Here is a 14472-nt window from a genome sequence, read left to right as displayed (position 1 = left end):
GTTACAATAATTTTTAATGAATTGCCATTTTTATAAAGTAACTAGTTAAAATGGTTCCTATGGTGATGATGGTAGCCCAAAGTTTTATTTGTTCACCATATTTGAAATCTTTGAACCAATCTATTATCAAGAAGAAGAATAGAAACACCGCTGGAAACAATCCAGGATACATTAAAAAGGAATCTACGATATTGCCTTGGAGTAAAAAAGAAATGGACCGCTGGATTCCACATCCAGGACAGTCCATTCCCATTAGTTGTTTACTCATACAAGGTAGCATCCAGCTATCATCTATGAGAAAGGTGTTCATACTAATTAGAGATACTCACTTTAACAGATTTCTCTTTATTATCTGTTGTTGTAACCTTTGCAATATAAATCGCGCTAGATAATGATGCCGTATCAAAAGTATAGCTTGATTGCGTAGATGCAGGTTTATTAGATAAAACTTCTCTTCCTGCGAGATCAAACAACGCAATACTTGCTACATCTTCTTGATTAGGATTTAAGATAGTAAGTTCTCTTCTATTGTTGTTTTGGAAAATATCAAAGTTCACTTCATTTACACTGTCATTACTTAAGGTACCAGAGGTGTCCTTAAAAGTAATTTCAAATCGGTCGGTATAGTGACCTGGAGCGATTAATAAAGTTTTATTACCAGCTTTTAAATCGTGGTAAGTTCCAGATTGTGTATCGTGTAAGAATACATCGTTAGGACTAAAATTAATCAAGAATGCTAATTCAAACTCTACATCAATAGGCGATGTGTTTGAAGAGGCAACTTCTACACCTATAGGAATAGTCATGTTTTCATCAAATGGTTGGGATGACAAACCAAATTCACCTTCTGTTCCTATTTTAATATAAGCGTCTGTATCTATTCTACCAGATAAAGTACCTTCCCAAGAATAATCATACCCTTGAGTCGTGCTGTCATCAAAAATAAATTTTAAAGGTCTCACGTATAGATTTTCAGGTATTACGTTAATAATCATTTTAGGAATTTGATTTGCTACTATGGCGCTTTGTGGGTCGCTTACTCCTGGAGCTGCTTTAAAAATAGAAGTAGTGGTATTTTCTCTTTGAAAAACACGCATTGAGTTGTTAAAAGTTATTAATTCACCAGTTTGTCCTCCTGGAAGAATAACACCAGCAGAAATATTTGGAGTTGCATCTTGTTCGTAAGAATCTGGAAACCCTGCAACATTATTTCGATAAGGAACATCGGTATTTGTTCTAGAGATAAAGAAACCTTGCCCTACAGCAGCATATCTTCTTTTACCATCCATAAGAGCGTTATCTACAAAAGAAGTGTTATCTGCTGGCGGTGTTGGCGGTCCTGAAAGAGAAGTAGTGCTTGAACTGGTGTTTATAGTTCCATCATTATTAGTTCTTCTAAAAACAGGCTCTAAGTAAGTTCCATCATTTGCATATCCATCATTTGAACCTGGCGCAAAACCTAACGGCACGTAACGAGCATATCCACCTAAATAAGAAACAAGATTGTGATCTGTTTCTTCTTGGGATTCCCAAAATTCTACCCATGGATCCATCAATACCGTTCCAGCTCCAGAATCGAATGAGTTTTCTTCTATAAATCTTTTAAGATCTAAAGCACTTGGATAAGGGTTACCTGCAAGAGTTCCATTATCATTTCCAACACCTACTTGAATAGTTCCATTGTTAGGTCTTCCTCTAAAGTCATATCGCTGTCCTCCATCATAGTTTAGTGATCCACCAGTTACTTCTCTAGTACCTTTCATAGTAAAGCCATAACCTGATCTTGCTATTGCTGTTGGGCTATTAAAATTAGACCATCCAGCATATCCAGTAGCTGGATTACCACCACTATCATAAGTATATAACCATCTTCCTGCTATTTGTAATTGACTTCCACCTACATCAGCATCGTCAGATATACCATTTTTCATATTAAATGGTAAAATGATAGCGTCTCCATTTGTAATAGTAAAATCTGTGGTAGTAGGTGGAGTCATAAGGCTCAAGTCTACTGTAGGATATGTTAATTGTATATTTTTGAATCCCACATTACCATTTGTTCCAGTAGTTTGATCACTTACAGGAGCCGACCAATAGTTATAGGTGTATTCATTTGAAGTACCTTCTTGAAAGATAGAAAGAACACCTTCGCCTTCGTTAGGCACATTGCTTTCTTGTATAAGTTGAGCTTCTCCTCTTAAGAAAATTCTAGATTCTGGATTTACTAGATTGACTTCTTCTTTAACAAAAATGTCAGTTCCTTTAGAGAAAACAAAATTATCTCCTACCACATTAAGTTGCGCATTTGCCACATTTGCAGTGAGAAACAATAAGCTTATGTAAATAAAATTCTTCATAATTCATTCATTAATCATACAAAAATATAATTTTAAGGAGCCATTTATTATAATCATTTGTAAAAGTTTATAGATTTGCAGCAACAATTAGATGAACTATAAATAATGCCGATTAAGAACAACACTAAGCAGCTTTTCAACGGTTTAATTATCGTGATAGGTGCCGCATTCTTGCTTTATTCCTTGATGGATAGTGATGCAAACCTCTGGTTTCAAATCGTAGGGCTGGTATTTATGATGTTTGGAGCTTATCGTGCGAGTAGCCATTGGACCGCTCATAAAGATGACCACCTATCAGAAGAAGAGGAGTAGATGTCAGGATTTAAGAAAGGTGATCGAGTACTGGTTTTAGATGATGATTTTGGTGGTGTGGTAGCTTTCGCGAAAGCGGAACAAATAACCATCCTCACAGACGACGGCATAGAAATTACCTACCATAAAAGCCAGTTGATTATCGATCAATCTTTTCCTGTTTCCCAAGTGATCGTTAAAAAAGAACCGGCTGCTAAAAAATCTAAAAAACGCATTGTTTCCCGCAAAAAAGCCGCATTTATACCAGCCGTAGAAATTGATTTGCACCTTCACCAACTGGTAAAATCTGAGCGTGGAATGGACGCCTATGACAAGCTAAATCTACAAATAGAAACAGCTCGATATAAAATAGAATGGGCGATTGAAAATCGCATTCCTAAACTAGTTTTCATTCACGGCATAGGGCAAGGTGTTCTCAAAGAAGAACTGCAATTCTTGTTTCAGCGATATGCACAAATTGAATATTATGATGCAGATTACCAGAAATATGGTCGTGGTGCTACTGAAATTCGCATCCGTCAGAACCTGGCGGCGGATTAAATGCTGGTGTGCACGTTAATAGTTCTACATCTTTAATAAAGTCTCCAAAATCATAGACTGTATCAAAAACGATTTCCTGTGACTCATTTTGTAAATTGAGCAATTGTAGAGTAATACTAAGTTCTATGGTGCGCTCAATAGTATGAGGAATGTACTCCATTATCAATGGATTTGCTTCATTAGCAATCATAGGATTTCTAAAGTTTGGTACAATTGCATTAAGTGCAAAATCATTTATTGGGTCTATATCGCCGTCAATTGATTCATTTCTTGTTAGAATTCCATCATCGTCATCATCTTCATCAAGATAATCTAGAATCCCATCTCCATCAGTATCATCACTCTCCATTAAATTAATATTGCCATCACTGTCTAGCTCAACACCTTCTAGTGTTGTTAAAACATTATCTCCATCGTCATCTATATCAAGATAGTCAGGAATGCCGTCGCCATCAGTGTCCTGATGATTAATAGCGCTATGATCAATTACTCCATCTACAAAAATGGCTCCTTCTTGATCAGCAGGTATACCATCATTATCATCTAATGTGCGAATAGAAGTAGTCACATTAATTTCACCACCTATGGCTGTAAATACCTCGATAACACGAGGTGAGCTAGGTGGAATACTGTTGCAATAGTAATCATCACCTGGTGAGGCATCAAATTTTCTGTATTCAAAGGAATTAAAACTAGTTGAACTTATGGAATATGGGCCATAACGGCCTACTGTATTAAGAATATCATCATCAGTATTAAACTGCAATACAAGACTTTCAAAATTAGAATCCTCATTTTGATAAAACACATAATTAGAGGTAGCTCCAGCGCCATCAGTAGGATCACAAGCTTCTACTGCGCTGTCATCAAAATCAAAGTCGTTTGTAATGATGTCTCCATCATCACAGCCTATTAAAACTATAGGAATTATAAGGTAAAGCAGTTTTTTCATAATAACAAAAGTAGTCAATCATATTAAAGCGTTAAAGCTTAATTTTTATTGCAAATAATTTACTTTTGTACTTATGAGACAAGTTTATCTAGACAGCGCAGCAACGACACAAATGAGACCAGAGGTTATCAAAAAAATGACCGAGGTAATGACAGAAGTGCATGGAAACCCTAGTTCTACTCACAGTTACGGTCGTAGTGCAAAATCTCTAATTGAAAATGCTCGTAAAAATATAGCAGCCCAATTAAACGTCACTGCTGCCGAAATTATTTTTACCTCTGGTGGTACTGAAGCTGATAATCTTGCCATTCACAGCTGTGTGCGTGATCTAGGAGTAGAGCGCATTATCACAACTACCATAGAACATCACGCTGTACTTTATATCGTAGATTATTGCGCCGAGAAGTACGGTACAGAAGTCGCTCATGTAAAATTGAAAGATTGTGGAACTCCTAATTACATCGATTTAGAACGATTGCTTTCCTCTAGCGATAAAAAAACACTGGTTTCTTTAATGCACATTAATAATGAGATAGGTAATAAACTAGATATCGATCGTGTATGTGAGTTATGCAAAAAGTACGGCGCTTTATTTCACAGCGATTGCGTGCAATCCATCGGTCATTATGAAATGGATTTACAAAAACTGCCTGTGGACTTCACCGCAGTGTCTGCTCATAAGTTTCATGGACCTAAAGGAGTAGGTTTTGCTTTTATAAGAAAAGGAACTGGTTTAAAGCCGCTTATTTTAGGAGGTTCTCAAGAACGTGGTATAAGAGCTGGAACAGAAAGTGTACATAATATCGTAGGAATGGATCTAGCGCTTCAAATGGCCTATGATTCTTTAGAAGAAGATCGAGCTTTTGTAGTAGATCTTAAAAGTTATTTTAAAGAAGAACTAGAAAAACATGTTCCTGGAGTGAAGTTTAATGGCAACTGTAGTGATCATGAAAATAGTACTTACACGCTTTTGAACGTCTGTTTACCTTGCCCAGCAGATAAAGCTGCGATGCTTCTTTTTACCATGGATTTAAAGGGAATCGCTTGTTCTAAAGGTAGTGCTTGCCAGAGTGGTTCTCAAAAAGGATCTCACGTATTGACCAGTGTGTTGAATAAAGAAGATTTAAAGAAACCTAGTTTGCGATTTAGTTTCTCTATTTACAATACCAAAGAAGAGCTTGATTACGTAGTCCAGGTGTTAAAAGAGTACATGGAAAGTGTAGTCGTTCCTGTTTCATAAAGGTGATGTGAAAGAATGTTTTCTTACTTTCGCGAAAGCGGAACTATAATACACATTAACGTCACGGTATTCTCATAATATAAATATACAGAGCGACTTATGTTCTAATAACAACACGGTAATCATTAAAGAACTTTTTATTGGCATTTAATCAATAAGAATAAAACTGCCTCCCATAATTCTGTAATTATGATCGCCTATTTTAATGCTTTGACCTTCAGACATTCTGGCGATTCTAGTAATATCTTCTTCAATAGTGTGGATACTTCCTTTAGTTTTCCAAGCCATGTTTAAATAATCGGTATAAACCGTTCCATCAAATCCACATAGAATTACATGTATAGGATGCTTAACATTTTCTAAGAGCTCCATATCTCGAACTGGGGAATCGCTGTCTGCGATAAGAATTAAATTTTTAAATGGCTGCGCTGCGCTAGACGCTCTAATTATAGCTTCTACATCATTTTCCTCAACATCACCACCGCTGCCCGCAGCAGCGACTTTTGCACTTAAGTTGAGAAGTTGATCGGTACCAATCGCGCTGGAATAATAAATACCACCGGTTTCCCCTATCATTTTATTCTCGTCTTCCATGTCGTCACCATCGTTAAAAAAGGTAAACTGTATATCTTTTTCTTTGGACATATTTAAGGCGTACCATATAAACAATTCGGCAGAATAAGGACTCATGCTACCTGTAAGATCACATACGACTAATTTATTTTTCCAGTTATTGCGATCCATAACTTTGGTGATGACCTGATTTTCTTCATCAGTATTATATTCCATCAATTCCTCTATTTCGCGTTTTCTACATTCTTCTAATGTGAGGCCTAGTCGATCACATTCTGATTTAAATGCTTCTTCCTCTTTTTTTAGTTCTTCTTCCAGCCTTGCTAAGCGTAATTTTTCAATCTCTTTTCTTTTTTTAATTTGAGCAGTTCCTATATAACTGTATCTTAATTTAATAACTGGACTGGCTTTACTATAGTCTATCGTGTATTTTGCATAATTCTTGTTATAAATAAAATTTATGGAATAAGTATCGCCTTTAGGGAGATACACTAGTGCCATTCCTTTATAGTCCGTAATCGTTTGAATGGACTTATTACTTTTTTCACCAGTGATGGTGATTATCTCATCTGTTAAAGGGCCATTTTTCAAGTCTTTGAGTTGAATGGAAGTTCTTGCATAGAATTTTTTATTTACTGTAGGAGGAGCCTTTTGAGATGATTTGAGCTTAAGAGTATCTGGTAAAGTCGTTATAAAGGTTTTAAGCTCTAGTTTTTCATTTGCCGACATTTCAAACTTCTTTTGTATTTCTACCATATCAGGTGCATAACTAAACGTATTTTTCATGCTGCCACCTCGTATATTAGGAACGATGACATCTCGTTTACGTGAATAATTAGAAATGTAAACGGTATAAACATCGTCAGTAGGAAGTTTAAAAGAGGCTACTCCGTCTTTATTTGTTGATGCCTTGAATATTTTACCATCTGTTTTAGACGTTAATTTAATTTCTTGATTTTTATAAAAACCACCGGTATAATTTTTAAGCGTAATGGATAATTCTACATGGTATTCTTGAGCACATACACTAGTAAAGCATCCAATGATTAAAAATAGGAGTAAGAAGGTGTTTTTCATAGGTCCTTGGTTTACAGTTAAAAAGGATGTGGTATTTAAACGACTCACTCGGTAATTTGTTGTCAGGAGCTATCTGGATTGTTATCTGTTGAGCAAAACTTAACATTCTACTTTCTTTTGTAAAAACTGTACGAAAACAGTCGAAATTCTTAAGTTAGATTCAAGAGCAGTCGATAACTTTCCTTTGGGCTAGACAAGACGTGCTCATATTTCTATTGGTGAGAAGAGGCTTTAAATATCACAATGTTTTGAATGAAACAAAAAGCACTGTTCAATTTACGAAATAGAGATTGAATATCATTATTAATCCTTAGAGTAACCTGTTTTTTTATTGATCTTAGATCGCACAATAAACAAAATAGCGCTCAAAATTATGGTGATCAAACCACCCCAAAAGGTTAAGAATTTTTCCCAGAAAACTTCCCATAAATCACCTAATTTGTCCATAAAATTTTTTTTATGATCTACTTCAACGATTACCTTTAAGGTTTCTGAAACCCTTGGGAAAGGGTTGTCACTGCAATCTGATTCTTTAAATAAATAGATATCTGCACTTACGGAGAGTTCACCTGATCCTTTAGGAATAAGTGTAAATTGAACTTCTGATCCGGCAGGGTCTATTAGAACACACTCTCTACTTACGGGATTAAAATCAAAACCAGCGGAAAAAGGTGTGATTCTAGCATAGTTACCTCGATTAGGTATAGATGCAGTATCCTGAACTATATTTTGATCAGATTTGAATTTGATGTTGGTATCAGCTCCTATCCAAACTTTTAATACGCCTCGTTCGTGCTGTTTTAGGCTCTTATTTGCTTCTAACTTTACGGCATAATTTTCTAAAGTTTCATCTTGATCAGTCCTTGGAGGTGGCATTGTATTTACAACATCATTGGTTGTATCTTCGTTTTCGCTCGTGTTTGTATTGTTATCTTGAGAATCAGTAGAAATGTCTTCAATAATTATAGGTTCTTCTAAGCTTTCTTTTACTCCTTCACTTTTTACTGTCGATTCTCCACAGCTGGAAATCATTAGTAATAAACAAGTTAATGTAAACAGTCTGAAATAATTACATTGTATTTTGATATTCATCACGTCGCGATTTGCTAGCAAAGATCGTATAATCTAAGAATTTGAAAATAATAATTGTAATTTTTGCTCGGATTAAATAGTGAATCGGCCTTGTGGTTGTCATGGAATTTATCCAACGTTGAGTCCTTGTTACAAATCCAGTGAGTAGGCGCGCAATCGGCTCAATGTTAGAGTTCTCTAATTTTTTAAATGATGTTGAAATAAAATACAAAAACCCAACCAAATAATGTTGATGGTTGGGTTTTTAAAGTGGAGTCGGAGCAAAAGAGTTCGAACTTTTTAGAAGAAGATGTCAACTTGATTATTTCTGGGTAAGGTATTTAGAAATTCATACGTTCATCACTGAGATAATCTTTTATTGCAAGCTCTAATTTGAAAACGCCTATATTTCATGGCAGAGGTACATTATTATTCCTCGATTGGTATACTATTGTTCGTTTAAAGCCTATTTATCATTTACTTCCTTAAGTTTGTTTAATAACTAAAATAATATGGCACAAAAAGTTGTAACACTAGGTGAAGTTTTAATGAGACTCACTGTTCCTAATAATAAACGCTTATTTCAGACCGTGAATTTTGACGTCACTTTTGGTGGTTCGGAGGCAAATGTAGGCGTTTCACTAGCGCATTTTGGACTTAAATCCAGTCATATCACTGCGCTTCCTACTAACGAGATAGGAGAACGAGTAGCGCGATTCTTAAAGCTTAACGGAGTAAATAGTAAAGGGATTGTGCGCAAAGATGGTAGACTAGGTATTTACTTTCTTGAGGCCGGAGCAATGCAAAGACCTTCTAGAATCGTTTATGACCGATTTAATACAACTTTTGGAGATCTAAAAGTTGCTGATGTAAATTGGGATGCTGTATTTAAGGACGCAAACTGGTTTCACTATAGTGGTATCACACCAGCTATTTCGCAAAGCGCCGCAGATGTTACTCTATACGCACTTAAAGAAGCGCGTAAAAGAGGTATTACTACAAGTGGAGATATTAATTACCGTAGAAACTTATGGCAATATGGAAAGCAACCGCTTGACATCATGCCCAGTTTAGTAGAGCTTACGGATATAGTAATAGGAGGAAGAGTGGACTTAGAAAATTGTCTAGGTATTAAAGATGAAAATTGGGAAGTGAATTGTGATATGGTTAAAAAGAAATATCCACATATCAAAGCTTTTTCTAAAACCATACGCAATGCAATGACGGCATCGAGAAATGAATTAACTGCTGTTTTATATGTAGATAATAAGCTTTTCACCTCAAAGACCTACGAGATGAAAAACATCGTAGATCGCATAGGTGGTGGCGATGCATTCATGGCAGGATTAATCTATGGGCTACTTAATTTAAATCATCAGGACGCTGTAGAATTTGCTGTTGCAGCATCAGTTTTAAAACACAGTACGATAGGAGATGTCAACCTAAGTAGCAAGGAAGAAGTTCAGGAATTAGTAAATGGCAATAACGTAGGTAGACTTTTAAGGTAATGGATATTAAACAATTTATAGCGCTTACAGATGAACACAAAATAGTTCCTGTTTTTTATCATGAAAATAGCGACGTGGTCATTAAAACTATTCAAGCATCCTATGATGGCGGAGTTAGAATTTTTGAATTTGTAAACCGTGGAGTAAACGGGCTTGAAATTTTTAAAATTATTTCAAATCACTTTTCTACTCAAACCGATTTAATTATTGGTGTAGGAACCATTTATGATTCGTCCACAGCAAATGAGTTTGTTGAATTGGGAGCGCAATTCATAGTTTCCCCAGGTCTAGTAATAGAATTAGGTCAGTATTGTATCGATAATAGAGTCGCTTATATTCCTGGTGTTGCAACTATAACAGAGGTAATTACCGCAAAGCATTTGGGGTGTGAAATGATAAAAATATTTCCAGCAAATGTTATAGGTTCCGCTTTCGCGAAAGCGGTAAAGTCAGTCATGCCATCGATAGCAATAATGCCTACTGGTGGTATTGAGCCTAGTGAAAGCTCGTTAAGTGAGTGGTTGAATGCAGGAGTTAACTGCGTAGGTATGGGAAGCCAGCTATTTGATAAGGAAAAAATTGCTGAAGGCGACTATTTTGGTTTAAGAGAAGATATTTCTAACGCAATTGCAATTATCAATTCTCTTAAATAATGCTGTTTTATTAACAAAAGCGCATTTTACAATACAAATTTTACGTAATCTTAAAATAAATAATAGATATTATTTGGATATCTGTAACTATATACTTTAATTTGGGCAACCAGATTGGTAAACCAATTTTTAAGAAGTAAATAATAATGTTAGAGCACGGTCTAAAACTTATTAAACCTGTAGTTGATAACGATAACGATTTCGGTCGCGAAGTCGAAGTTATGAATAAAATCAAAGCTCTAATTGAAAAACATCAATTAGAAGCTGGAGATCGATTACCTTCAGAACGTAAGCTGTCCACTAAACTAAGTGTCACTCGTAATCAAGTACGTGCAGCTATCCAAAAATTAGAGTTTTACGGAATTATTAAAACGATGCCACAAAGTGGATCGATTATAACTGGTATTGGTATGCCATCTATCAATAGTATGATGATCGATGTTTTAGACCTTGAAAAACCAGATTTCAGATCCTTAGTAGAAACGAGAGTAATTATTGAAACTCAGGCCATAATTCTAGCTGCCACTAGAATTAGTGATGAGAATTTATTAGAACTGGAAGAAGCGCATATTGATTTTCAAGAAAAAATCACTAATGGAGAGCCATCTGTAATTGAAGATCTCAAATTTCATCTAGCGATAGTAAAAGGAAGTGAGAACACTGTATTATATGGATTAATGAAAATTATTGTTCCAGATATTATAGGACATTTCAATAAAGAACATATATGCGATAGGACTCAAGGAAATAAATTGATTGAAGAGCATTTAAATATCTTAAATGGAATTAAAAGCGGAGATTCAAAAATTGCTTCTCAAGCTCTAGAAACTCATTTTATAGCATTAAGAGAATATATTAAAAAATAAAAAAGCACGAGCTGCCACTCGTACTTTTTTGGTAAAATAAAAATCAACTAAAAGAGTAGAACTCTTTAATTACAAAATTACTGATTAAGTAGGAGTCTAGAAAATAGATTCCTACTCTAGTCACGGTGTTTTAGTTAAAGTTTTCTTCTCAAAATTACTTAAAGGTTCATATGAGAAAGATAATTTTTATCATTTGTTTATTTTGTTTACCAGCGATATCGATTGCGCAAGAAGCAAAAGAAGTAACAGGAACAGTTACTTCTGGTTCTGATTTAGAATCCATTTTAGGAGCAACCATTCAAATATTAAATACAAATATTGCCGCCGTGACCGACATGGACGGTAAATTTACAATTCGTGCAAAACCAGAGGATGTTTTAGTAGTAAGTTCCTTAGGATTTAAAACACAAAATATAATTGTAGGCGATAAGGTTTTTTTTGAAATAATTATGCAAGAAGATCAGGAGGCCTTAGACGAAGTAGTAGTTGTCGCTTATGGTAAGTCCTCCCGTAGTAATTTGACAAACTCTGTAGCTCAGCTCAAAAATGAAAATTTAGACGACCTGACTTATTCAGGAGTGGCTGATGCCCTTAAAGGTAAACTTGCAGGTGTTCAAATTACAAACACTTCAGGTCAAGTAGGTGAAGCTCCTACCATTAATATTAGGGGATTAAGTTCTATTACTGCTAGTAGTAGTCCATTAATCGTAGTGGATGGCTTTCCTATCGAAGATGCTCTTGAATTTATCAATCCAAGTTCCATAAAATCTATTGAAGTTTTGAAGGACGCAAGTTCTGCCGCATTATACGGCTCTAGAGGAGCAAATGGTGTGATACTGATTACAACTAAAGACGGTGATGGCGAACCTAAATTTACCTTTAAAGCGTTTTCAGGAGTAAAGTCAGTTTTACGCTTACCAGATATTTTAAATACAACAGAATTTACTGATTTTACAAGAATGGAAAGACAACTTGCTGAAAATGCTAATGCTATAAATGAAAATAGGGATGCGGCTTCAATCGGTTTTTCTAATCTAGAACTTGCAAGACGTATTGTTGCCCAAAATACAAGTGCAAGTGGAAATGGTACCGACTGGTTAGAAGAAGCAAAAAGAGACGACGTTACCATTCAAAATTATCAATTTGACGTAGGCGGTGGAAGTAGATTAACAAAATACTATTTCTCTGGACAGTTTGTTCAGGATGAGGGACTAGTTAAAGATAATGAGTATAGAGCATTGAATCTTCAAGCTCGTTTCAATACAAAATTAAGTGACGATGTAAAATTAGGAATCAATTTTAGGCCATCGTATTCTAGGCAAAGAAGAAGTGCTCAACAGTTTTCTGATTTTGCGCGTAATTATAATTTCTTTGCGCCTTACCATAATCAATGGAGTAGCGATTTAACAGGGCAACCAGTAGGTAGTCTAGCACATGCTAGGCATTATAGAAACTTAGATTTTACTTATCTAGATGAAAATGGAGATCAACAAAGCTTTACTCAGTCTAGTATATGGGGAACAAACAATAACAACCCATTAGGTCGTCTTGAGAATGAAAAAAGGGTTCGTTACGAATATCGTTTTGTCGCCGACGCTAAATTAGATTGGAAAATAGCTAAGAATCTCAAATATAATGGAAGATTAGGAGCTTATATCCGTTTTAGAAATGATGAGGAGTTTAGAAATTCTTTAGCTCGCAGAGATGGGCAGTCTTTTTCAGAAGATGTGAACTCTACTCGTAATAGGGTAATTACAGAGCATACTTTATCCTATGATTATTCAAAAGGTAAACATGACGTAGATGCATTAATAGGAGGAACATATGAGTATACATTTCTTAAAACAGCTTCCATTTTAGGTTCTAATTTCCCTACAGACTTTATCTCAACTATTAATGCCGCAACTATTATCGATGCAGATAATACATTCACGCTTAAAGAAGAGATAGGCTTACTTTCTGGTCTTGCAAGAGTGAATTATGGGTATGACAATAAATATCTTCTTTCTGTTGCGGCGCGTGTTGATGGTAGTTCCTTATTCGGGCCTAAAAATAAGTATGGTTTTTTCCCATCAGCTAGTGCAGGATGGAATGTACACAATGAAAAATTCTTCAATGAGAATATATCTTTCTTAAACCAATTTAAGCTTAGAGCAAGTTATGGTGTTGTAGGAAATAATAACATTAATAACTATTCATTTACAAATTTACTGTTTCCTACAAATTATTCTTTAGGTTCAGGTCCTGGATCTATAGTTTCTGGACTTGCTGAAAACGGTAACGTACTTGCAAATAGAGCGATAAGCTGGGAGCAAACTAATTCTTATGATTTTGGTATAGACGCTTCTATCTTAGATAAAAGAGTTTCCTTTACAGCAGATTATTATTATGCTATTACTCAGGATTTATTACTTAATCAGAACGTTTCTTATGCGACTGGTCATGATAGTTTTATTAATAACGTAGGAAAGATTCAAAATCAAGGTGTTGAATTTGTGGTGAGTACAAGTTTTGATTTTGGAGAATTGAATTGGTCTGCTTCAGGTAATATCAGTACCAATCAAAATAGATTGATATCTCTAGGTGGAGAAGAACAGTTTATCAATAATGGAGAAAGAGAAGATCAATATATCTCTAGAGTAGGTGAGGAAGCAATTCAATTTTATGGGTACAGATCTATAGGTGTTTGGCAAAGTCAAGCTGAGATTGATGCAAACCCTAGCTCTGCAGAGGATGCTCCTGGAGGAATAAGAGTTGCTGATATTAATGGTGATGGAGTCATTACCACAGCAGATAGAACTACCTTAGGTAGCCCTTTTCCAGATTTTAATTGGGGTATTACAAATACTTTCAAGTATAAAGGTTTTGATCTTTACTTTTTGTGGCAAGGTAGCCATGGAGCAGAAGTTTACTACGGTGACGGATTCTATTTAGAAAACAGAGTACTGCAACGCGATTTCTTAGAAAACAGATGGGTTCATCCAGATATTCCTGCATCGTTACCTTCAGGTCGCTTAGGCCGTGAATGGACTGCAACAGACTATTTAATTCAAGATGCCAGTTATATTTCCTTAAGAGAAGTTGTATTAGGATATACTTTTAATGAAAAAGCTGCTAGTTCTTTAGGTCTTGACTCCGTAAGAATATTTGCATCTGCACAGAATTTATTATTCTTCTTTGCAGACGATTATTATGGGAATAATCCAGAAGATTTGCGTACCTCTAGTCAGTACTCATCTCCATTAATTTCTGGATACCAGCGTGGTGCAGATCCTCTTGCGAGACAATTTGCAGCAGGAATAGATATTACTTTTTAAATAAGA

Annotated in this window: 12 protein-coding genes; 7 read left to right on the top strand and 5 right to left on the bottom strand. The window is 35.4% G+C overall.

Going from position 1 to position 14472, the window contains the following annotated elements; all coding sequences use genetic code 11:
- Positions 1–13: 13 nt before the first annotated feature.
- Entirely contained in the window at positions 14–268 is a 255-nt protein-coding gene (locus DDD_RS01710; protein ID WP_158441672.1) for a DUF2752 domain-containing protein, read from the bottom strand.
- Positions 269–311: 43 nt separating this feature from the next.
- Positions 312–2357 carry a T9SS type A sorting domain-containing protein gene (locus DDD_RS01705; RefSeq protein WP_015360990.1) on the bottom strand — a complete coding sequence of 682 codons (2046 nt, stop codon included), beginning with the start codon at positions 2355–2357 and terminating at the stop codon, positions 312–314.
- A gap of 105 nt (positions 2358–2462) precedes the next feature.
- Here DDD_RS01705 and DDD_RS01700 point away from each other — a divergent pair, with 105 nt between their 5' ends.
- Positions 2463–2669, top strand: a complete 207-nt coding sequence (locus DDD_RS01700) for a hypothetical protein (RefSeq protein ID WP_015360989.1) — start codon at positions 2463–2465, stop codon at positions 2667–2669.
- Positions 2670–3209, top strand: a complete 540-nt coding sequence (locus DDD_RS01695; protein ID WP_015360988.1) for a Smr/MutS family protein — start codon at positions 2670–2672, stop codon at positions 3207–3209.
- Here DDD_RS01695 and DDD_RS01690 read toward each other — a convergent pair.
- Positions 3169–4161, bottom strand: coding sequence for a hypothetical protein (locus DDD_RS01690; RefSeq protein WP_146250754.1), 993 nt, complete (start codon positions 4159–4161; stop codon positions 3169–3171). The two genes, DDD_RS01695 and DDD_RS01690, sit on opposite strands and share 41 nt — an antisense overlap.
- A gap of 73 nt (positions 4162–4234) precedes the next feature.
- On the opposite strand from DDD_RS01690, the gene DDD_RS01685 reads away from it, so the two are divergent.
- Positions 4235–5401, top strand: coding sequence for a cysteine desulfurase family protein (locus tag DDD_RS01685; protein WP_015360986.1), 1167 nt, complete (start codon positions 4235–4237; stop codon positions 5399–5401).
- A 147-nt stretch (positions 5402–5548) separates the two neighbouring features.
- Here DDD_RS01685 and DDD_RS01680 read toward each other — a convergent pair whose 3' ends face one another.
- A complete protein-coding gene (locus DDD_RS01680; protein WP_015360985.1) occupies positions 5549–7051 on the bottom strand; it encodes a hypothetical protein in 1503 nt (500 codons plus the stop codon).
- A gap of 303 nt (positions 7052–7354) precedes the next feature.
- Entirely contained in the window at positions 7355–8143 is a 789-nt protein-coding gene (locus DDD_RS01675) for a hypothetical protein (protein ID WP_146250753.1), read from the bottom strand.
- A gap of 491 nt (positions 8144–8634) precedes the next feature.
- On the opposite strand from DDD_RS01675, the gene DDD_RS01670 reads away from it, so the two are divergent.
- From DDD_RS01670 to DDD_RS01655, 4 genes are all read left to right on the top strand, one after another.
- Positions 8635–9630, top strand: a complete 996-nt coding sequence (locus tag DDD_RS01670) for a sugar kinase (protein ID WP_015360983.1) — start codon at positions 8635–8637, stop codon at positions 9628–9630.
- A complete protein-coding gene (locus DDD_RS01665) occupies positions 9630–10283 on the top strand; it encodes a beta/alpha barrel domain-containing protein (protein ID WP_015360982.1) in 654 nt (217 codons plus the stop codon). Before DDD_RS01670 ends, DDD_RS01665 begins: the two co-directional genes overlap by 1 nt.
- 221 nt (positions 10284–10504) lie before the next feature.
- A complete protein-coding gene (locus DDD_RS01660; protein WP_201764101.1) occupies positions 10505–11149 on the top strand; it encodes a FadR/GntR family transcriptional regulator in 645 nt (214 codons plus the stop codon).
- 170 nt (positions 11150–11319) lie between these two features.
- Positions 11320–14466, top strand: a complete 3147-nt coding sequence (locus DDD_RS01655; RefSeq protein ID WP_015360980.1) for a SusC/RagA family TonB-linked outer membrane protein — start codon at positions 11320–11322, stop codon at positions 14464–14466.
- The last annotated feature ends 6 nt before the right edge of the window (positions 14467–14472 follow it).

The sequence above is a fragment of the Nonlabens dokdonensis DSW-6 genome (assembly GCF_000332115.1).
Taxonomy (GTDB): Bacteria; Bacteroidota; Bacteroidia; order Flavobacteriales; family Flavobacteriaceae; genus Nonlabens; species Nonlabens dokdonensis.
This window is presented reverse-complemented; position numbering and strand designations above follow the sequence as displayed.

Coding starts and splice junctions, on each gene's coding strand:
- DDD_RS01675 (WP_146250753.1), bottom strand. CDS start 8,143: ATGAATATCAAAATACAATGTAATTATTTCAGACTGTTTACATTAACT.
- DDD_RS01655 (WP_015360980.1), top strand. CDS start 11,320: ATGAGAAAGATAATTTTTATCATTTGTTTATTTTGTTTACCAGCGATA.
- DDD_RS01665 (WP_015360982.1), top strand. CDS start 9,630: ATGGATATTAAACAATTTATAGCGCTTACAGATGAACACAAAATAGTT.
- DDD_RS01695 (WP_015360988.1), top strand. CDS start 2,670: ATGTCAGGATTTAAGAAAGGTGATCGAGTACTGGTTTTAGATGATGAT.
- DDD_RS01700 (WP_015360989.1), top strand. CDS start 2,463: ATGCCGATTAAGAACAACACTAAGCAGCTTTTCAACGGTTTAATTATC.
- DDD_RS01685 (WP_015360986.1), top strand. CDS start 4,235: ATGAGACAAGTTTATCTAGACAGCGCAGCAACGACACAAATGAGACCA.
- DDD_RS01705 (WP_015360990.1), bottom strand. CDS start 2,357: ATGAAGAATTTTATTTACATAAGCTTATTGTTTCTCACTGCAAATGTG.
- DDD_RS01680 (WP_015360985.1), bottom strand. CDS start 7,051: ATGAAAAACACCTTCTTACTCCTATTTTTAATCATTGGATGCTTTACT.
- DDD_RS01660 (WP_201764101.1), top strand. CDS start 10,505: ATGAATAAAATCAAAGCTCTAATTGAAAAACATCAATTAGAAGCTGGA.
- DDD_RS01710 (WP_158441672.1), bottom strand. CDS start 268: ATGAGTAAACAACTAATGGGAATGGACTGTCCTGGATGTGGAATCCAG.
- DDD_RS01670 (WP_015360983.1), top strand. CDS start 8,635: ATGGCACAAAAAGTTGTAACACTAGGTGAAGTTTTAATGAGACTCACT.
- DDD_RS01690 (WP_146250754.1), bottom strand. CDS start 4,161: ATGAAAAAACTGCTTTACCTTATAATTCCTATAGTTTTAATAGGCTGT.